The 19,572-nt window shown below is 71.0% G+C and carries 21 protein-coding genes; 19 read left to right on the forward strand and 2 right to left on the reverse strand.

Going from position 1 to position 19,572, the window contains the following annotated elements; genetic code table 11:
- Positions 1-483 precede the first annotated feature (483 nt).
- The 6 genes from QK440_RS23525 (at position 484) to QK440_RS23550 (ending at position 5,351) form a co-directional block, all read left to right on the forward strand.
- Positions 484-735, forward strand: a complete 252-nt coding sequence (locus tag QK440_RS23525) for a hypothetical protein (protein WP_282795170.1) — start codon at positions 484-486, stop codon at positions 733-735.
- Between the two features lie 69 nt (positions 736-804).
- Positions 805-1,302: a helix-turn-helix domain-containing protein gene (locus QK440_RS23530; RefSeq protein ID WP_282795171.1), complete on the forward strand. Its 498-nt coding sequence runs from the start codon at positions 805-807 to the stop codon at positions 1,300-1,302.
- Positions 1,289-2,539, forward strand: coding sequence for a PBSX family phage terminase large subunit (locus QK440_RS23535; RefSeq protein ID WP_282795172.1), 1,251 nt, complete (start codon positions 1,289-1,291; stop codon positions 2,537-2,539). Before QK440_RS23530 ends, QK440_RS23535 begins: the two co-directional genes overlap by 14 nt.
- Complete coding sequence (locus QK440_RS23540; RefSeq protein WP_282795173.1) at positions 2,536-2,709, forward strand: hypothetical protein; 174 nt, start codon at positions 2,536-2,538, stop codon at positions 2,707-2,709. The genes QK440_RS23535 and QK440_RS23540 overlap by 4 nt, the downstream gene beginning before the upstream one ends.
- The gene (locus QK440_RS23545) at positions 2,696-4,270 is read left to right on the forward strand and encodes a phage portal protein (RefSeq protein WP_282795174.1); all 1,575 of its coding nucleotides are present in this window, start codon (positions 2,696-2,698) and stop codon (positions 4,268-4,270) included. The genes QK440_RS23540 and QK440_RS23545 overlap by 14 nt, the downstream gene beginning before the upstream one ends.
- Complete coding sequence (locus QK440_RS23550; RefSeq protein ID WP_282795175.1) at positions 4,230-5,351, forward strand: phage minor capsid protein; 1,122 nt, start codon at positions 4,230-4,232, stop codon at positions 5,349-5,351. The genes QK440_RS23545 and QK440_RS23550 overlap by 41 nt, the downstream gene beginning before the upstream one ends.
- Here QK440_RS23550 and QK440_RS23555 read toward each other — a convergent pair.
- A complete protein-coding gene (locus QK440_RS23555) occupies positions 5,348-5,593 on the reverse strand; it encodes a hypothetical protein (protein ID WP_282795176.1) in 246 nt (81 codons plus the stop codon). The two genes, QK440_RS23550 and QK440_RS23555, sit on opposite strands and share 4 nt — an antisense overlap.
- A gap of 98 nt (positions 5,594-5,691) precedes the next feature.
- On the opposite strand from QK440_RS23555, the gene QK440_RS23560 reads away from it, so the two are divergent.
- Genes QK440_RS23560 through QK440_RS23590 form a run of 7 tightly spaced genes read left to right on the forward strand, consistent with a single transcriptional unit; the run spans position 5,692 to position 9,385 of the window.
- Positions 5,692-6,417, forward strand: coding sequence for a hypothetical protein (locus QK440_RS23560; protein WP_282795177.1), 726 nt, complete (start codon positions 5,692-5,694; stop codon positions 6,415-6,417).
- 50 nt (positions 6,418-6,467) lie between these two features.
- On the forward strand, positions 6,468-7,448 hold the full coding sequence (locus QK440_RS23565; protein ID WP_282795178.1) for a DUF5309 family protein: 981 nt from the start codon (positions 6,468-6,470) through the stop codon (positions 7,446-7,448).
- A 10-nt stretch (positions 7,449-7,458) separates the two neighbouring features.
- Positions 7,459-7,794, forward strand: a complete 336-nt coding sequence (locus QK440_RS23570) for a hypothetical protein (RefSeq protein WP_282795179.1) — start codon at positions 7,459-7,461, stop codon at positions 7,792-7,794.
- Complete coding sequence (locus tag QK440_RS23575) at positions 7,794-8,303, forward strand: hypothetical protein (protein WP_282795180.1); 510 nt, start codon at positions 7,794-7,796, stop codon at positions 8,301-8,303. The genes QK440_RS23570 and QK440_RS23575 overlap by 1 nt, the downstream gene beginning before the upstream one ends.
- Positions 8,304-8,316: 13 nt before the next feature.
- Positions 8,317-8,730, forward strand: a complete 414-nt coding sequence (locus QK440_RS23580; protein WP_282795181.1) for a hypothetical protein — start codon at positions 8,317-8,319, stop codon at positions 8,728-8,730.
- Complete coding sequence (locus tag QK440_RS23585) at positions 8,724-9,038, forward strand: hypothetical protein (protein ID WP_282795182.1); 315 nt, start codon at positions 8,724-8,726, stop codon at positions 9,036-9,038. Before QK440_RS23580 ends, QK440_RS23585 begins: the two co-directional genes overlap by 7 nt.
- On the forward strand, positions 9,035-9,385 hold the full coding sequence (locus QK440_RS23590) for a hypothetical protein (protein WP_282795183.1): 351 nt from the start codon (positions 9,035-9,037) through the stop codon (positions 9,383-9,385). The genes QK440_RS23585 and QK440_RS23590 overlap by 4 nt, the downstream gene beginning before the upstream one ends.
- A 4-nt stretch (positions 9,386-9,389) precedes the next feature.
- Here the strand turns inward: QK440_RS23590 and QK440_RS23595 are convergent, their stop codons facing one another.
- On the reverse strand, positions 9,390-9,977 hold the full coding sequence (locus QK440_RS23595) for a hypothetical protein (RefSeq protein WP_282795184.1): 588 nt from the start codon (positions 9,975-9,977) through the stop codon (positions 9,390-9,392).
- 102 nt (positions 9,978-10,079) lie between these two features.
- Here QK440_RS23595 and QK440_RS23600 point away from each other — a divergent pair, with 102 nt between their 5' ends.
- From QK440_RS23600 to QK440_RS23625, 6 genes are all read left to right on the forward strand, one after another.
- Positions 10,080-10,511, forward strand: coding sequence for a minor capsid protein (locus tag QK440_RS23600; protein WP_282795185.1), 432 nt, complete (start codon positions 10,080-10,082; stop codon positions 10,509-10,511).
- A gap of 11 nt (positions 10,512-10,522) precedes the next feature.
- Positions 10,523-10,996, forward strand: coding sequence for a hypothetical protein (locus QK440_RS23605; protein WP_282795186.1), 474 nt, complete (start codon positions 10,523-10,525; stop codon positions 10,994-10,996).
- A complete protein-coding gene (locus QK440_RS23610; RefSeq protein ID WP_349239315.1) occupies positions 10,996-11,502 on the forward strand; it encodes a hypothetical protein in 507 nt (168 codons plus the stop codon). The genes QK440_RS23605 and QK440_RS23610 overlap by 1 nt, the downstream gene beginning before the upstream one ends.
- Before the next feature lie 765 nt (positions 11,503-12,267).
- Positions 12,268-14,559 (forward strand): hypothetical protein, encoded by a 2,292-nt coding sequence (locus QK440_RS23615; protein WP_282795187.1) that lies wholly within the window; start codon positions 12,268-12,270, stop codon positions 14,557-14,559.
- A 1-nt stretch (position 14,560) separates the two neighbouring features.
- Positions 14,561-17,887, forward strand: a complete 3,327-nt coding sequence (locus QK440_RS23620) for a hypothetical protein (protein WP_282795188.1) — start codon at positions 14,561-14,563, stop codon at positions 17,885-17,887.
- Between the two features lie 14 nt (positions 17,888-17,901).
- On the forward strand, positions 17,902-19,533 hold the full coding sequence (locus tag QK440_RS23625) for a right-handed parallel beta-helix repeat-containing protein (protein ID WP_282795189.1): 1,632 nt from the start codon (positions 17,902-17,904) through the stop codon (positions 19,531-19,533).
- Positions 19,534-19,572: the final 39 nt, after the last annotated feature.

A 19,572-nucleotide genomic window follows, 5' to 3' on the forward strand; every position in this document is an offset into this window, starting at 1 on the left:
GCAGCGCCGCCGCAGCAAGGCCCACCTGCCATCGTTCAGGGGCAGACCAGTGCCGTTGCGACTCTTGCTCGTCCGATCTCACCATGCATCCTCCCGTCCCTCCGGTGACATCCCCGACCGGCTGATCAGGGCGCCTCGCCTCCCCCAGTCATGAGGGAAGCGAAGTGGGTGCGGAGGAACAGGCGGAACGGGATCGATAGTACTCACAGCGAGACGCAGGTTTGGGGCTCAACTGACCTTTAAGCACTGCGGGTTGTTGCAGTGCAGGCACCGGTAGTGCCGTGAGGACGCTTGCCAACGCCTGACCGGCCATGGATCATAGGTGGCAAGTCCGGCGTGCCCGGATACAGATGGGCCCGCCGAGTGCGGGCCTTCGTCATGTCACGGAACAGCGACAACCACACGCACGGCTGCGCCTCGCTGAAACCCTGAACCCCTCACACCACCTTCACCATCGGTACCAGGGGGGTACGCATGGGGTTCATGAACCAGGCCAAGGCCGAGGTCGCCACGCGGGAAGCTCAGAAGGCCTACCAGCAGGGCAGGCAGGTCCTCACCTTCAAGATCATTGAGGCGAACGTCAGCCACCGCACCACGGGCGTCATGACGGGCGTCGGCGAACAGATCGAAGCCATCGAAGCCGAAGGCTGGGCCCTCTACAACATGTGCGCCGCCGAAGGGAAAGCCCTCTCCGGCGACCGCTCCGCCCTGATCTGCCTCTTCCGCCGCCGCTGACCACGCACCAACCGGCCCGGCCCCGCCCCCGCGCGGCCGGGCCCCCGCACGTCCGGGGAGGTGGCCCCCATGGGCAAGGCCCGCCCCGTCACCGACCAGGACCGCCAGCGCGTCCGCGAGCTGCACGCCGCGGGCAAGGGCCGCAACGAGATCGCCGCCGAACTCGGCCGCTCCGGACGCACGATCAGCGCCATCGCCAAGGACCTCGGACTCTCCTTCGCCCGCGCCGCCGAAGTCCGCGCCGCCACCGAGGTTCGCCAGGCCGACCTCGCCGACCGCCGCGCCCGCTTCGCCGAACTCCTCCAGGACGACGCCGAGCAGCTCCGCGCCCGCCTCCGCCAGCCCTGCACCGTCTACTCCTTCGGCGGCAAGGACAACGAGTACGCCGAGCACACCTTCCCGACCCCGCCGAACGCCGAGGCCGTCCACATCCTGCGCGGCATCGGCATCGCCGTGGACAAGTCGCTGCGCCTGGTCCCGCCCAAGGACGAGGACGGCTCCGGCGAAGTCGGCTCGCTGCTGACGTCGCTGTTCGACCGGCTCCGGAACCAGCATGGCGACGGCTGACGCCCAGCTCTCCGAGAAGCAAGCGCGGTCCATCGCCCATTCCACGGCCTGGTTGAACGTCTGGGAAGGCTCCGTACGGTCCGGCAAGACCATCGCGAGCCTGCTCCGCTGGCTGATGTACGTCGTCACCGCCCCGCGCGGCGGTGCCCTGGTCGTCGTCGGCAAGACCTACGACACCGTCGGCCGCAACGTCTTCGAGCCCCTCCAGGACCCGAGCATCTTCGGCGACGCCGCCAAGCACGTCCGCTACACCCGCGGCGCCCCGATCGCCTGGATTCTCGGCCGGAAGATCGAGGTCATCACCGCCAACGACGCCAAGGCCGAAGCCCGCCTGCGTGGCCTGACGGGCGCCGGCGCCTACATCGACGAGCTGACGCTGCTCCCGAAGGAGTTCTTCAAGCGGCTCATCGACCGCCAGTCGGTGCCCGGCGCCCTGATCTTCGCCACGACCAACCCGGACAACCCGGGCCACTGGGCGAAGAAGGAGTGGCTGAACAGGGCCGCTGAACTCGGGATCCGCACCTGGCACTTCACCCTGGAGGACAACCCGGCGCTGAGTCCGGAGTACGTGGCCCGCATGAAGGCCGCGTTCACCGGCCTCTGGTACCGCCGGTACATCCTGGGGCACTGGGTGATGTCCGAGGGCGCGATCTACGAGGCCTTCGACTCGTCGATCCACGTCGTGGACCAGGTCCCCATGATCACGCGCTGGCTGTGCGACGCGATCGACTACGGCACCGTCAACCCCTTCGCCGACCTGTTGATCGGGCTCGGCGCGGACCAGCGGCTCTACGTCGTGTCCGAGTACCGGCACGACTCCCGCACCGCGCGGCGGCAGATGACGGACGCCGAGTACTCCGCCGCGCGCCGCGCTTGGCTCGCGGGGCACGGCGTGCGACCGGAGTTCACCGTCGTGGACCCGTCGGCCGCCTCATTCATCGAGCAGCTCCACCGCGACAACACTCCGGGCGTCGTCCCGGCGGAGAACACCGTCCTGGACGGCATCCGCACCGTCGCCTCGCTGCTCGCCGCCGACCGGCTGCGCATCCACCGGTCCTGCACCGGGCTTATCGACGAGCTGCCCGGCTACTCCTGGGACGACGAGAAAGCGGAGAAGGGCGAGGACGCCCCGATCAAGGTAGACGACCACTCGTGCGACGCCCTGCGCTACGGCGTGCGTACGACCGAGGCCCTGTGGCGGCCCCACATCCCGCTCGCTCTGGAGGTGGCCGCGTGAGAGTCGAAGTCGTCCTGCGCACCGTCGGACAACCAGACGCTGTCGTTGGTGAAGCCGAAGGCGACACGTGGCCCCAGATGCGCGAGGCCTTGCCCGCGCTGCTGCGCGACCTCGCGGACGCGGTCGCGCGGGCGAGCGACCTCGAGGAGGTGCCCGATGCCTCTGCCTGACCGGGACATCGCCTGGCCGCCCACCGACCCCACCGTCCAGAACGCCCTCGCCGACTGGGACGCCTGGTACTCCGCCGACCCCGACCGGCTCGGCGACCGCTACCTCAACCGCGGACTGCGCGAACTCCCCGAGAACCGTCCGGCGCAGATGCGCGGCGGCGTGGTCGGCCGGGTCGCGCGCTGGTTCTGGGGCCAGCCCACACCGCCCGGCCAGCAGCGCGAGAAGATCCACATCCCGCTCGCGGGCGACATCGCGCGCACCAGCTCGGCCCTCCTCTTCTCCGAGCCGCCCGCCCTCACCGGCGCCAACGACACCACCCAGAAGCGCCTCGACGAGATCGTGGAGGAGGGGCTCCACCCGACGCTGCTGGAGGCCGGGGAGCTGTGCGCGGCACTCGGCGGCGCGTACCTGCGGGTGGTCTGGGACGAGGAGGTCAGCGACCGGCCCTGGCTGTCCGCGGTCGCGGCTGACTCGGCCGTGCCGGAGTTCTCCTACGGGCACCTGCGGGCCGTGACGTTCTGGACCGTCGTGCACGTCGACGGCCAGACCGTGTGGCGGCACCTGGAACGGCACGAGAAGGGCCGCATCCTGCACGGCCTGTACGCCGGCACTCCCGGCATGCTCGGCAAGCGGCGGCCGCTCCAAGACCTACCGGCCACCGAGGGCATCGCGCCGTTCATCACCCAGGACGACTGGATCGACACGGGGGCGCCGAAGCACCTGACCGCCTCCTACGCGCCCAACGTGCGCCCGGCCCGCGCGTGGAGGCACCTCCCCGCCGCCGCGTACTGGGGGCAGTCCGACTTCCAGGGCATCGAGCCGGTCATGGACGCTCTGGATGAGGTCTGGTCGTCGTGGATGCGGGACATCATCAACGGCAAGGGCCGCGTGGTCGTGCCGAACTCGATGCTGGAGTCCCTTGGCCCCGGGCAGGGCGCCGCCTGGTCGGAGGAGCGGCGGCTCTACAGCGGGCTGAACATGCTCCAGCGGCCCGGCGACCCCAACCCGCTCACGGTCGTGCAGTTCGAGATCCGCGTCCAGGAGCACAAGGAGACCTGCGCCGCCCTCGCGGCGGAGGCCGCCCGCCAGGCCGGATACTCCGCCTCCACCTTCGGCGACCACGGCGAGGGCCAGGCCGTCACCGCCACGGAGATCAAGGCCCGCGAGCGGCGCTCGGACATCACCCGCTCCCGCAAGACTCTGTACTTCGACCCCGCGCTCGCCAGCGCGACGGCCGCGCAGCTCGCTGTGGAGGCCGGGCCGCGGTTCGGCGTCCGCGGCCTGGACCTGGCCCCGCCGAAGGTGGAGTTCCAGGACAGTGTGTCCGAAGGACTTGGCGAGCTGGCGACCACGGCCGAGCTGCTGCGCCGCGCAGAGGCCGCCTCCACGGACACCCTCGTGCGGATGATGCACCCCGACTGGGACGACAAGCAGGTCCGCAAGGAGGTCGACGAGATCCTCGGTGAGTCCGGCCGCGCCGTCGCCGACCCCTTCGAGACCGGAGCCGAGGGGGTGCCCCATGCCGGTGTCCCCGGCGATGGCGGAGGACCTCGCGGCTGAGGTCCGGCGCCTGTACGACGACGCGGAGACCGTGCTCCTGGAGAAGCTCGCCGCCGCCTTGGAGGCGGACATCGAGTCGCCTCGCTGGGCGGAGCTGAAGCTCGCCGCGGTCGGGAACCTCCGCGAGGCCGTCGAACGCGTCGCTGACGCGCTCCAGCAGGATGCCGACGGCGCCGTACGGCGCGCGCTGATCGAGGCGTACACGCGTGGCCGCCAGGCCGCCGTCGCCGAACTCGGCGCGGTGGACATCGGCCGGAGCTTGGTGGCCCGCGCGACGCTGCCCGGCGCCCCGGCCGTGGACCGGCTGGCCGCGTCGATGGCGCAGGACTCGCGCCCGCTGTACGTGCGGATCACGCGCGCGGTGGTGGACGCCTACCGGGCGATCGTCGCCCGGGTGTCCGGCGGTGTGCTGCTCGGAGCCGTCACGCGGCGCCAGGCCAGCCAGCGGGCACTCGACGCCTTCGCCCACCGGGGGATCACCGGGTTCGTGGACCGGGCCGGGCGCCGCTGGGACATGGCCGCGTACGCCGAGATGGCCGTCCGCTCCATCACCGCGCGCGCCGCCGTCGAGGGCCACGTGGATGCCCTGGCCGAGGTCGGCGTGGGCCTGGTCGTCGTGTCAGCCGCCCCGCTGGAGTGCCCACTGTGCGCGCCCTGGGAGGGGGAAGTCCTCACCCTCTCCGGTCCTTCCGGGCCGCAGGCGCTGCGTGTGGAGCACGCAGTCGAGGACGGGCGCACCGTCGTGGTGCACGTCGCCGGGTCGCTCGTTGCGGCGCGCGCCGCAGGGCTCTTCCACCCGAACTGCCGGCACGCGCTGAGCGCGTTCCTGCCCGGTGTGACCAGGCGCCCGCAGGCGCCCCCGCACCCGCACGGCGCCACCTACGAGGACACCCAGCACCAGCGCTACCTGGAGCGGCAGGTACGCGCCTGGAAACGCCGGAGCGCTGCGGCCATGAACGACGCGGCACGCCGCCGGGCGAACGCGCGCGTCCGCGACTACCAGGCCCGCATCCGTGAGCTGACGGACGCCAAGGGCCTTGCCCGCAAGCGGCAACGCGAGCAAGTCGGCGGAGGGAGCTAAGCCTTCTTCGCGTCCGTCCGGCGGACTTCCAGCCAAGCCGCCGGACCGTAGATGGTCGACACCCCTTTATGCCAGGTCATCGCGTCGCCCTTCCCTTGGTAGACCGTCGCCTTCACTGCGAGGGCACCGCCATCGAGCAGTTCGTAGTCGTAGTGCACTACACCTCGCTTTCCCTTCCAGATGACGGACTCAGGCTCGTTGATCAGCCTGATCTCTACAGATATTTCAGTCTGCGTTTTCATCTGGTGAAACGTACTCGATGCCCTTACTCGGGCACGCAGAGACCCCCGACATCCGCCGCACGGCAACCGTCGGCCGCTCTCGCAAAGGGAGATCACCCATGCCTCACCCTTTCCAGCACCCGCTCGCCACGCACCGGGCCGGAGCACTCCTCGGCTACCGCCGCAACGGCTCGCCGATCTACGCCATCGCGGGGGGCAGCGGCGAGGGAGAAGGCGGCTCCGGCACCGGAGCCCCGCCCGCACCCGGGGCCGGTGACCCGGTCCCCGCGCCGCCCACACCAGCCCCGCCCGCGCCTGAAGCCCCCGCCCCTTCCGAGGGCGGGGAGGGCCCGGACTGGAAGGCGGAGGCCCGCAAGTGGGAGGCCCGTGCCAAGGAGAACAAGGCCGCGGCCACCGAGCTGGAGAAGCTCAAGGCCGCGCAGATGAGCGAGCAGGAGAAGGCCGTCGCCGCGGCGGAGAAGCAGGGCCGCACGGCCGCTCTGGCTGAAGCCGCGCCCCGGATCGCTCAGGCCCGCCTCGAAGCCGCCGCCGCCCGCGCGGGCGTGGACCTCGCCCCGCTCGCCGACTTCATCGACCTCGCGAAGTTCGTCGGCCAGGACGGCACGGTCGACGACGCGGCGATCAAGAAGGCCGTGGAGAAGCTCGGCAGGCTCGCCCCCGCGAAGGGCCCCGGCCGCTCCGGCGCCGACCTCCCCGGCGCCTCCGGCGACCAGCCGGCCTCCCTGGAGAAGCAGATCGCGCAGGCCAGGGCCGACGGCAACTGGCGCCTGGTCATGCAGTTGGAGAACTCCAAGCTGGCCGCCGTCGAGGCCGCCCAGCAGTAGCCCCGGGCCCGGCCGTGGCCGCGCCCTCGAAGACCTCCTGAAGGAGAGCCATGGCCCAGATCACCGGGCTCGGTACCACGTACAACCTGCCGAACTACACGGGCGTGCTGCATCTGCTCACCCCCGCCGACACCCCGTTCTTCTCCGCGATCGGCGGCCTGACGGGCGGCGGACAGACGAACTCGATCGAGTTCGAGTGGCAGACCTACGACCTGCGCGCCGCCGGGCAGAACGCCAAGCTGGAGGGCGCGGACGCCCCCGGCGAGGAAGAGCGCGTCCGGGCGAACGTCACCAACATCGTGCAGATCCACCACGAGACCGTGGGCGTGTCCTACACCAAGCTCGCCGCCACTCAGATCAAGGCCGGACTCAACAACGCCGAGACCAACCCCGTCTTGAACGAACTCGACTGGCAGGTCGAGCAGATGCTGAAGCAGATGGTCCGCGACGTCGAGTACTCCTTCATCCAGGGCACCTACCTCAAGCCCGCGGACAACACGCAGGCCCGCCGGACCCGTGGCATCCTCCCGGCCATCACCACCAACGTCATCGCGGCCCCGGACGGCGACAGCGGGACGGCCGGCACCCAGCCGTCGCCGCTTACGGAGTCCCTCGTCCTGGACCTGCTCCAGAAGGTGTGGGACAACGGCGGCATCCAGGAGTCTGAGACGGCGACGCTGATGTGCAACTCCTGGCAGAAGCGGATGCTGACGAAGATCTTCGTCGCGGACAAGAACTACCGCGAGGAGACCCGCAGCGTCGGCGGCGTCCACGTGCAGACGATCGAGACGGACTTCGGGCGGCTGAACGTCATGCTGAACCGCCACATGCCCGCGGACCAGGTGGCCGTGGTGTCGCTGGAGCAGTGCATGCCCGTGTACCAGGAGATCCCGGGCAAGGGGCACTTCTTCGCCGAGCCGCTGGCGCGGACGGGGGCGAAGGACCGCACGCAGCTCTACGGCGAGGTGGGCCTGAAGTACGGCAACGAGCGCACCCACGGCAAGATCACCAACCTCAAGACGACCGCCTAGGAGGTGCCCCGTGGCGCGCTTCACCTGCACCACCTACCCGCAACTGGAGATCGGCGGCATCGTCCGGTTCATCGACGGCGTGTGCGAGACGTCCCAGAAGGAGGCGCTCGCGCAGCTACGCAGTTTCGCCGCTGATCCGGCGTACGGGATCAGCGAACAGGACCCGCCGGACGGGGCGGGCGAGGGGAACGGCGGCGGGCCGGACGGCATGCAGCGTCCGGCCCGCTCCGCGTCCAAAGCCGACTGGAAGGCGTACGCCGTCCGCCAGGGCATGGACGCGGACGCCACGGAGAAGGCCAGCCGTGACGAGCTGGCCGCGCAATACACGGACGGAGGCGACTCCTGATGGGCCTGACCGCGTCCCTGTCCGTGGCCGCGACCGTGCAGCAGACGAAGCCCCTGGACCTGACCACGGCATCCGACCCGCTGGCGTTCCGACGCGCGGTCCAGCTCGTGGACGGCACCACCGCGGGCAAGGCGGACCGGGTCTTCCACGACCGGCGCACGCTGGCCGCATCCGCGAGCGAGGAGCTGGACCTGGCCGGAGCGCTGACCGACGCGTTCGGCCAGGCCCTCACCCTCGGGCGCGTGAAGGGCTTGTTCATCGCGGCCGCCGCGGCGAACACGAACAACGTGATCCTCGGCAACGCCAGCACGAACGCGTGGGCGGCGCTGCTCGGCGCGACCGGCACCGTGACGCTGCGGCCGGGCACCTGCCTGGGCGTCATGACGGGCCCGGCAGACGCGACGGCGTACCCGGTGACCGCCGGGACCGGGGACCTGCTGAAGGTCGCCAACTCCGCGGGCGGCACGGGCGTCACGTACGACGTCGTGATCGTCGGCACGTCCGCGTAGAGGAGGTGGCCCGGTGCCCAGGATCTACGCGACACAGGCGCAGTACGAGACGTACACCGGGCAGTCGGCCCCGGCGGACATCGCGGCCCGGCTCGGCCACGCCTCGCGATTCCTCGACAGCGAGGTGTTCCGGCTGTGCTGGTACCGGGTGGACGGCGACGGCTACCCGTCGCACGCCCGCGTGCGGGAGGCCTTCGCGGACGCGGTGTGCGCGCAGGCGCAGTGGTGGGCGGCGACCGGCGACGAGCTGGGCACGGCGGGCCTGTGGGGCTCGGTGAAGATCGGCTCGGTGGCCCTGTCCGGCGCCTCGGGCGGCACCGACGGCGCGGCTCAGGGCCGCCGAGTCGCTGACGCGGCCCTGGAAGCCCTTCGCGGCCCCGACCTGACCCCGGACGTCTTCCGGCTGGGGGAGCTGGTGCAGTGCTGATCCCCGACTACCTGCTCCGGCACGAGGTGGTCGTGGAGGCGTGGGAGGGCGAGGGACCGTACGGGTCCAAGTACGGGCCCCCGACGGCTATGCGGTGCTTCCTCGACGAGCAGACCCGCATGGTCCGCAACCCGGCGGGCGAGGAAGTCACCTCCTCCTCCACTGTCTACGCGCTGCCGGACGCGCGGTGCCCGGCGCGCTCGCGCGTCACGCTGCCTGACGGGCGTCAGACGACCGTCATCGCCGCCCTCGCTCGCGACGGCGGTGGCCTGCCCACCCCCGACCACCTGGAGGTGCAGCTCCAGTGACGCAGTACGTCCGCATGAACTTCCAGGGGCGGCGGCTGTGGACCGCGCGCGGCCGCCGCCTCGCGAGCGAGGGCCTCTCCCGTGCCCTGGAGCACGCGCTCGGCGTCTCCAACAGCCGCGTGCCGCTGGACGAGGGCACGCTGGAGCGCTCCGGCCGCGTCGACGTCGACGGGCTGAACGGGGCCATCTCGTACGACACCGTGTACGCGGTCCGCCAGCACGAGGAGCTGACCTGGCGGCACCTGCCCGGACGCCAGGCGAAGTATTTGGAGTCGGCGATGAACGACTCCAGGGAGGCCATGCTCCGGCTCATGGCGGTCCCGCTTCGCCGCTGGCTACGGGGCTAGCGCTTCATGGCTGACGTCGCCAAGGCCTTTCGGCTGGCTGCGGTGATTCCTGGTAGCCGAGAGGGACAAAAGCGATCAGGTACTCTTCAAAAACTTGCTCGTGGAAGTTGTCTACCTCGCCGTACTCGTCATCGTCATCGTCGGTGTCCTCGTCATCGTCAGCAGATACGTCGTTGGCCAGGTATTCATCCCACCGGGCATGCGCATCTTCACGCCCCTTGGCATATACGTGCACCGTGTAAGTCCGGTTCGGGGATAACTCCAGTCGCACTTCTGGGGTCGCCGGGCCTGTAGTACACCCGAAGACCCTCATTGCGCCGCGATACACCGGTCGGTACTCCACTGAATCAAGGTGTACCCACTCATCGGCAATGGGCGGCGATTCGACGCCGACGGATGCCGAGCAAAGAGTTACAGGCGCATAGTGCCACTGCACCTTACTGCAAATCGTTATTTCTCCAGGTGTAACCAGAACTGGTTTCCCGCTGGCGAAATCACGATCTACCTGAGGGACATCAAAATCCGAGTCGGGCTCCTCCATCACATAAAACTGACTGTAATCGACGGAAATCACACCCCGGTGCGACTCCATGCCCCTCCTCAGCCAAGACCGGATCAACGCCATAGACGCTAGGCGACGGACGGCCACAAGTCCCCCTCCGTGAACGGTTTCTTCCCCCAAAGCAGGTGAACCGTGCGCTACACGACCGCGCTCCTGGATGGCCTCGCCGCTCTCATCGCCGAGGCCGGGCTGGCCGTGTACCGGGCGGACGGCGTGTACACGGCAAGCGAGACCGGGCTCCTCTTTTCCGTTCTGCCGGACGCCCCGGACGGCGCCGTCGTACTTACCGCGTACCCGGTCGAGGACACCGACCTGACGGACGTCGTGACAGGCGTTCAGGTGCGCATGCGGCGCGGCCGGGACCCGCGCGACGTGGAGGACCTGGCCGACGGCGTCTTCGACCTGCTCCACAACCGCCGCGGCCTGGTCCTCAACGGCGTCCACGTGGCGCTGATCTGGCGGCAGGCGCAGGCCCCGATGGGCCAGGACGTCCACGGCCGCCAGGAGATCGCCGCCACCTACTACCTCCGGGCCACGCGGCCCTCACCCCACCTGTACGAATAGGAGGCCGCGTCATGTCGACGCCGACCGATGTCACCGCTCTCGCCCGCCGCTGGCGGCTGGAGGTCAACATGGGCAGCGAGGCCACGCCGGACTGGCAGCTCTGTCCGGCCGTTGTGGAGTTCCAGCCCGAGTTCGAGCCGAACCACGAGGACTCCGGCACCTACGACGACGAGGGCTGGGACGACAACGACAAGACCGGCATGGGCTGGACGGTCACCGTGAAGTTCAACCGCAAGAAGTCGGCCGACTCCACGGTCTACCACCCGGTCCACGAGAGGCTGCGCCTGACCGCGTTCGCCTGGGGTGCCGAGTCGAAGATCCCGGTCCGGTGGATGGACCGCGACGGTCTGCCCGAGGCCTACCAGGGGCGGGCGCTGGTCACCTGGGCGCCAGAGGGCGGCGAGAAGAACGACCTGGACCAGGTCGAGGTGACCCTCACCGGGGCCGGGCCGCTGATGCCGATCACGAACCCGGTGGCCGCCTGATGGCCACGTTCGAAGCCCTGGACGAGCTGTTCGACGACAGCCTGACTCTGCCGATCAAGGGCAAGACGTACCGCATCCCGTCCCCGTCCGGCGAGGACGGGCTGAGGGTCCAGCGCATCACCACCACGGCGGCGCGGCTGATCGCCGGGGGCGAGGCCCTCGATGCCGAGCAGCTCGACGACGCCGAGGAGCGCGACCTGCTGGAGATGTGCCTGGGACCTGTGTACGAGCAGCTCCTGGCCGACGGTGTCGACTGGGCCTGGATCAGGCACGCGGGCCTGACCGCGATGTTCTGGATCATCGCTGACGTGGAGCAGGCACAGGCGTACTGGAGGGCGGCTGGCGACCCTTCTCGCAGGGCCCCGAACCGGGAGACGCGGCGCGCGACGGCGAAGGCCACCAAGGGTGGATCGGGCGCGGCGAAGTCGACCCCGCGACGGGGCTCCACGAGTGGTACGAGCGTCCGCCCGGCTACCAGCCGCGCCCGAAAGGCCTCGAAGGACTGACCTGGGCCAGGCTTCTGGAGCAGTGGCCGCTCATCGAGGCGGACCTCCACGAGGTGTACGGCATCGACGTCGGCACCGGCCTGCTACGGGCCCGCTCCTGGCGCTGGCTGAAGATCCGTATCCTTGGCCTGCTCAGCACCGAGTCTCGGCTGGCCCGGCACTTCGCGCCCGCGGACGACCGGGGCCGGCTGCCGCTGCCTGACCGGCCACGAGGCCGATCAGGGCGTTAGCGGTTCTGCTTGAGTCCTCACCCCCGCACGCGCGGGGACCACCAGTTGGCGGATACGCCGCCCGAGGTCGGCGTGGGACCACCCCCGCACGCGCGGGGACCACTTCGCCGTCAAGTCGTTGAGCGACTTCTTGACGGGACCACCCCCGCACGCGCGGGGACCACGGCAAGGACCCCTTCACCGCTGCGCTGTGCGTGGGACCACCCCCGCATGCGCGGGGACCACAAAACTTCGTCAAGTGGCTGTAGCTCGTACTTGGGACCACCCCCGCGTGCGCGGGGACCACAGGCCCCGACCAGGGACGTTACCCGGCCGCTGCCCACTTTTCCCTCACTTCTTGTGAGACCGGCACTCCAGACAAGTAAGAACCAACCCCGCCACCTCGCGCACACCCCAACCGGCGGCTGAACACCGGCACTTATCCAACAGCACGCGGTGCCACACCCAGCCACCGCCATAGGCGCACAGCGTACCCAGCGCCTCCTCACGGCAAGCGCGCCCCGCCCACCACCACGCACGACGGGAGGTGGGCGCCATGGCCCTGCGCCTCGGCGAGCTGGTCGGCTTCATCCGCGCGGACGACTCCGGCTGGCGCGCGGGCCTGTCCTCCGCCGAGCTGCGCCTGCGCGGCCTCCAGCGCTCCACTGACGGCACGCTGCGCGACCTTCGCGGGCGCTTCGTCTCCGAGGGTGAGGCCGCGGGCCGGGGCCTGTCGGACGGCATCCGCGCGCACGCTCAGCTCGCCGCCTCCGCGCTGCGCAAGGTGGCTCCCGCAGTGGCCGCGATCGGGGCCGCCGCACCCGCGGGGGCCGCCGTCGTCACGGTCCTGGGGGCGATCGCCGCAGGCGCCGTGGCGGCCGGGCTGGCCGTGAAGGCGTTCAGCCTCGCGGTCGGCCCGCAGATGGAGGGCGTCGCTGAGGTCGCCAAGCTCGCCGAGGAGGCGCAGAAGGCCGCGGCGTCCGGCGCGGCGGACGCGGCCGAGAAGCAGAAGGCGTACACGGACGCCCTCGCCGAGCTTCCGCCCGCGACGCGCGCGACCGCGAAGGCCTTCATCGGCCTGAAGGACGACTACAAGGCCTGGTCGGACAGCCTGGCGCCGACCACGATGCCGCTGGTCACGCGCGGCATCGAGCTTCTGCGGAGCCTGCTGCCGAGCCTGACGCCCTTCGTCCGCGCGGCGGCGGGCGCGTTCTCGTCTTTCTTCGACGACCTCGAAGAAGGGGTGAGGTCTGACCGCTTCAAGGAGTGGGTGGCCGACACCGCGGCGGCGGCCGGGCCCGCGCTCCGCAACTTCCTGACGGTCCTACGGAACCTGGTGGTCGGCTTCGCCGGGGTCCTGCACGCCTTCCTCCCGATGTCGGCCGGGGTGACCGGCGGGCTGGTGGACATGTCGGCGGCGTTCGCCCGCTGGGGCACCTCGCTGGAAGACAGCGAGGGGTTCGCCGAGTTCCTGGAGATGGCGCGCGAGGGCGGCGCCACCTTGGGGCAGCTCGCCATCGCGGCCGGCAGGCTGCTGATCGCGCTGGGACCGCTGATCGGCCTGACCACGCAGGTGGCGCTCGTGCTGGCGCGGGTCGTCAACGCGCTGCCGCCGGGCGTGCTGAGCGCGCTGGCGACCGCGATCGTCCTGGTCGTCGTCGGGATGAAGGCGTGGGCGGTGGGCGCCCGCGTTGTCGCGGTCGCCAACCGGCTCATGGCGGCCTCGACCTGGACGGCGATCGCGGGCTGGCTGCGGATGATGGCCGTCGGCGTGCTGGCCTACGCGCGGATTGCGAAGGCCGCGGTCCTCTCGGCGGCCCGCACCGCGGCCGCGTGGGCGGGCGCGGCACTGCGGTCCATGGCGGCGTTCGCCGCCCAGGTGATCCGCGTCGCCGCGGTGACCATCGCGCAGTTCGTGCTGATGGCCGCGCGGGCGGTCGCCTGGGCCGCGGTCATGGCCGCGCAGTGGCTGATTGCCATGGGCCCGATCGGCTGGGTGATCCTGGCCGTGACCGCCCTGGTGGCGCTGGTCATCGCGAAGTGGGATCTGGTCAAGCAGTACACCGTGATCGCCTGGACGGCCGTGCGTACCGGCGTCGCCACGGCGGTCCAGGGCGTCTTGGCCGTCGTCGCCTGGCTCGGCCGGGTCCCCGGCTGGATTCTGGGCTGGTTCACCAGCGCCAAGAACGGGGCCGTGGGCGCCATGCGGTCGCTCGTCGCGTGGCTCGCCGGGCTTCCCGGCCGGGTCCGCTCCGCGATCTCGGGCCTGCTCGGCGTCCTGCGTGGCGCGGCCACCACCGGGTTCAACGCCTTCCGCAGCGCGGCATCGGCGCGCGTGTCCTCGTTCCTCGGCTGGATGCGCACCCTGCCCAGCCGTATCTCGTCCGCGATCGGCTCCCTCAAGGACCTCCTCGTCGGTAAGGGAAAGGACCTGGTCAGGGGCTTGATGGCGGGGGTGCGCTCGATGGGCGGCTGGCTGAAGTCCGGCCTGATGTCCTTCGCCAAGCGGATCATCCCCGGCCCGATCGCGCGCGCCCTGCGCATCGGCTCGCCGTCCAAGCTCATGGCCGATCAGATCGGCCGGTGGATTCCGCCCGGCATCCTCCAGGGCGCCGAGGCCGAGGCGCCCGCCATGAACAAGGGCCTGGCCAACCTCGTGACCACGCCTCCGCCGGGCCAGGCAGGCACGGCCGCCGGCACGCGCGCGGGCGCCCCGGCCGCGGGCGGCGGCCGGACGGTCGTGGAGCTGCGCTCCAGCGGGAGCCGGGTCGACGACATGTTGCTGGAGATCCTCCGCGACGCGGTCGCGGTGCGCGGCGGCGACGTCCAGCTCGTCCTCGGGAGGTGACATGGCCTTCCCGGAGACGCCGCTGGGGCTGCGGATCGAGATCCAGGTGGGCGGGGTGTGGACGGACATCACGGGCGACGTCCGCACCCGCGATCCGATCACGCACGCGCGCGGCATCCGGAACAGCAGCACGGGCGCGGACCCGGCCTCCGTGCCGCTGACGATCAACAACCGCGACGGCCGGTACTCGCCGCGCAACGCGATGAGCCCGTACTTCGGGCTCATCGGCCGCAACACCCCGGTCCGGCTCTGGCTGCCCGGCGGCCCCCGCTTCCTCAACCTTGACGGCACCCCGGGCACCTGCGCGTCCACTCCCGCCACGGCTGCCCTGGACCTCACCGGCGACCTGGACCTACGAGTTGAGGCGGAGACGTCCTGGTACGCGCCGGGCACCCACACCCTGATCGGCAAGTGGGAGACGGCCGGGGACCAGCGGTCGTACCTGCTCCAGGTGGTCGACGGCCTGCTGTACTTCACCTACACCACCGGCGGGGACCGCTCCACCGCGTTCTTCCACTCCCGCGCGCTGCCCGCGCTGCCGCGCCGCGCGGCCCTGCGCGCCACCCTTGACGCCGACAACGGCAGCGGTGGCCGGGACGTGCGCTTCTACTGGGCGGAGACCCTGGCCGGGCCGTGGGTTCGGTTCGGCACCACCTCCACCCTCACCGGCACCATCAGCCTCCACTCAGGGACGGCGCCGCTCGCCGTGGGCCCCACCGACCTGACTGCGGCCGTGCCGCGACGGCCCGTCGAGGGTCGCGTCTACGCGGCCGAGGTCCGCTCGGGCATCGACGGCCCCGTGGTTGCCAGCCCCGTGTTCAGTGCCCAGCCCCTCGGCGCTGTGGCCTTCACGGACTCCGCCGGGCGGACGTGGTCCTACAGCGGAGCCGCAGCCGTCGCCGACCGGCAGGAACTCTTCGTCGGTGAGATCTCCTCCTGGCCGCAGCGCTGGGCGCCGTCCGGCCAGGACGTCTGGTCCCCGGTCCAGGCCGCGGGCATCCTGCGCCGCTACGGCCAGGGCGCCAAGGCCCTCGATTCCACCCTGCGGCGGCGCATCCCCTCCGGGCGTCCGATCGCGTACTGGCCGATGGAAGAAGAGCGGGAGGCCACCCGCGCCTACTCGCCCATCCCCGGCATCCGGCCGGCCGCCGTGACAGGCGTGGAGTTCGGCGCCGCCGACACCCTCCCCAGCTCCCGTGCCCTGCCGCGCCTGACCGCGGCCGCGACCCTGTCCGCGATCGTTCCCGCCCACGAGGCGGCCGGGCAGTGGCAGGTGGAGTTTGTGTACACCGCCGACGACAAGGCGCCCGCTGGCACGGGCCCGTGGGCGGAGGTGATCGGCATCTCCACCACCGGCACGGTGCGCCGCTGGGTCATCGCCATGCGGGCCGGCGCCGCCCGCATCTACGGCTACGACTCCTCCGGCACCGACGTGATCTTCACGGTCGTCGGGCTGGGGAGCGATGTCTTCCACGGCTGGGTGCGTCTTCGCCTGTGGGCGCGCGACACCGGCGCCGGGCAGACCGAGTGGCGCCTCGATTTTCAGGACGTCGGCGGCGATGCGGGCGGCATCGGCGGCACCCTCGCCTCCGCGTCGGCGGGCCGGGTCACCGCCGTTACCGCCACCTGGGGCCCGGCCACCGAGGGGTGGTCCATCGGCCACCTGGCCGTCCTGCGCACCGCCAACTCCAGCTTGTACACGGGCAGCGATGACGGCTACGCGGGCGAGACGGCGTGGGCGCGGATGCTGCGCCTGGCCTCCGAGGAGTCCATCCCGCTGGGGCGCATCGCGGGCCCGCTCACCCCTGAGCGGGTCGGCCCGCAGCGGCCCGAGACCCTGCTCGCGCTGCTCCAGGCGGCGGCCGACGTGGACGGCGGACTCCTCGTCGAAGACCGGGCCCGGCTCGGCCTGGTCTACCGCGACCGCTCCAGCCTCTACACGCAGGAGCCCGCCCTCGTCCTGGACTACCGGGCGGGGCACCTGGCTCCGCCGCTGGAGCCTGTGGACGACGACACGAGCACCCGCAACGACATCACGATCACCAGGCAGGGCGGCAGCTCGGCGCGCGCGGTCCTCGAGGAGGGGCCGCTGTCCGTGCAGGTGCCGCCTGCGGGGATCGGTCGGTACGACGAGGCCGTGACGCTCGCCCTGGACGACGACCTCCAGCCGACCCAGCACGCCTACTGGCGGCTGCACCTGGGCACGCACGACGCCGCACGGTACCCGTCCGTGCGGATTCTCCTGCACCGCGCTCCGTCCCTGATCCCGGCGGTGCTCGCCCTGCGCGAGGGGGATGTCGTACGCCTCACCGGACTCCCGCCGTGGGTTTCCCACGACGAGGTGGACTTGATCGTCACCGGCTGGACTGAGACGTTCCGCCCGCGCACGTGGGAGAGAACGCTGACGTGCGAGGCGGCCGGACCGTGGATGACCGCCAAGGCCGACCACCCCCTGTACGGGAAGGCCGACACGGACGGCTGCGCGCTGCTGGTCCCGGCCACCTCAACGGCGCCCGTGCTGGAGGTGGTGAGCGCGGGCCTGCCGTGGACGAGCGACCCGGCGGAGATGCCGATTCCGCTGCGGCTCGGTGGGGAAGTCGTGCACGCGACGTCGGTGTCAGCGCTCGCCGACACGTTCACGCGCTCGGTGACGGACGGCTGGGGCACCACCTCCAGCGGCCTGCCCTGGGCGACAGCGGGCGGGGCCGCCGCCGACCGGTCCGTGAACGGCGCCCGCGGCGTCGTCACCCTGCCTTCGGCGGTCAGCACGCTGCGCGCTCAGACCCTGCTCGGGGGCGTCCGGGACTGCGAGGTCCGCGTGCGGGTCCAAGCCGGGCAGGTGTCCACCGGCGCCAGCCTGACCCCGGCCGTCCTGCTCCGGTACGCGAGCGTCACCAACAGCTACCGGGCCCGCCTGCACTTCGCCCCCGGCGGCGACCTGGCCCTGTCGATCACCCGGGGAGCCACGCAGATCGGCGGCGCCCCGCAGGTGCCTGGTACCTACGCGCCAGGCGATGAGGTCGAACTCAGGGTGCGGATCGAGGGGCACCGCATCCGCATGCGGGCCTGGAAGACCGGCTCGCCCGAGCCCGCGGCGTGGCAGCACGAGGCGACGGTCACGGACGCGCCGATCGCTGAGGGCGCCGTCGGCCTCGGCGCCTCCGGGTTCTCCGGCAACACCAACACGGCTCCCACGATCCGCTTCGGCGCCTTCGAGGTCGTCGGCGGACAGCGCCTGACCGTGACCCGCTCGCTCAACGGCGTCGTGAAAGCGCACCCGGTCGGCACCGGTGTGCGGCTGGCCTATCCCGCGATCGCATCACTGTAGGAGAGGAGGGTTGCGTGTCTACTCCCTTCGAGCAGTGGCTGCCGGGGATGGACGTCACCGCGCGTCGGCTGGAGGCGATGGCTCAGCGCTCCTGGCTGATGGTCACCAACCTGGGGGCCGACAGCAGCGGGGCGACGAACGCCGCGCCCGGCATCCAGGCCACGCTGAATTACGCGCGTGACCTCGGGGGTGCCTGGGTCCTGGTCCCGCCCGGGGTGTACCTGATCGGGCAGACGCTGCGGATCTACTCGAACACGCGGCTGACCTTGATGGCGGGTGCCGAGTTCCGCCGTGCTCATGCCGGAACGATGATCGTGAACGGGGACTTCGGGCAGGCCTTCCCCGGCTACACCGGGCACTCGCGGATCACGATCGAGGGTGGCTTGTGGAACATGCGCGGAACCTTTCCCGGCCTTACCGGGAGCGCGATGTGTATTTCCATCGGCCACGCCACGGACATCACTATTCAGGATTTGGAGGTGCGCGACACCCCGGGATATCACGCTATTGAGTTGAACAGCACCAGTCACGGGGTAATCCGAAATTGCAAATTCCGGGGCTATTCGGACCCGGGTGGAAGAGATTTCAGCGAGGCCATCCAGATGGATCTCGCAAAATCATCGGGGGCATTCGGCGCTTTTGGGCCTTACGATCACACGCCGTGTGAGGACGTGCTGATCACGGGCTGCCACGTCGGTGCGTCCGGGACCCCCGGTACGACGGCATGGCCGCGCGGGGTGGGCTCGCACTCCGCGACGATCACGAAGTACCACCGGCGGGTGCGCATCTCGGACTGCTCCTTCGAGAACCTCCTCCAGTACGCGGTCAGCGCGTACAACTGGGAGGACACGACGATCACCGGCAACACCTTTTTGAGCTGCGGTTCAGGGGTACGCCTGCGCACCGTGATCGTCTCCGACACCGAGGACACCAAGCTCCCCGACGGCACCCAGACCAGCGCCAGCCAGGTGATGCGGAACCTGTCGATCACCGGCAACACCTTCCGGGCGGGCGGCGGCTACGACGAACCGATCGTCGCGCTCGGCGAGACCTCGGGGCAGATCCTGAACCTCACGGTGGCCGGGAACAGCATCGACGGCAGCAGCGGCGGGCAGAACGGCATCCGCCTCCAGCAGGTCTCCCGTGCCGCGATCAGCGGGAACGTGATCGCGAACATCGACGGCACGGGGATCAGCACCGAGGACAGCGGCAACCTGGTCATCACCGGCAACGAGGTGTGGCTGGTCGGCTCGAACGGCATCACCTTCACCGGCTGCGACCACTCCAGCGCCGTCGCCAACCAGGTCCGCGAGCCCGGAGCCAGCGGCATCCTCGTCACGGCCAACAGCAACAACATCCACCTGCGGGACAACTACATCAAGAGCCCCAGCCGCGCGAAGAACGGCGACGCCTGGGGCATCCGTCTCCAGGGCGGCAGCTCCTCCATCTCCCTGTCCGGCAACAAGGTCCGCCCCCACGGCTCGGGCAACGAAGCCAGTCACGCCTTCTCGGCCGAGGGCGGCACCAACCCCGTGACCTTGATCCAGCGCTACGGCAACGACTGGCGCGGCTCCTGGACCGTCGCGCCCGTCGCCGAAGGGTCCGGGGTCACCTCCAACACCTCGGCCGCCGACGTCACCACCTGACCCTCACCGCGCTTCCCCTCAGCCCCGCGCCACCCCGGC

The organism is Streptomyces sp. CC224B (genome assembly GCF_030010595.1).
Taxonomy (GTDB): Bacteria; Actinomycetota; Actinomycetes; order Streptomycetales; family Streptomycetaceae; genus Streptomyces; species Streptomyces longispororuber.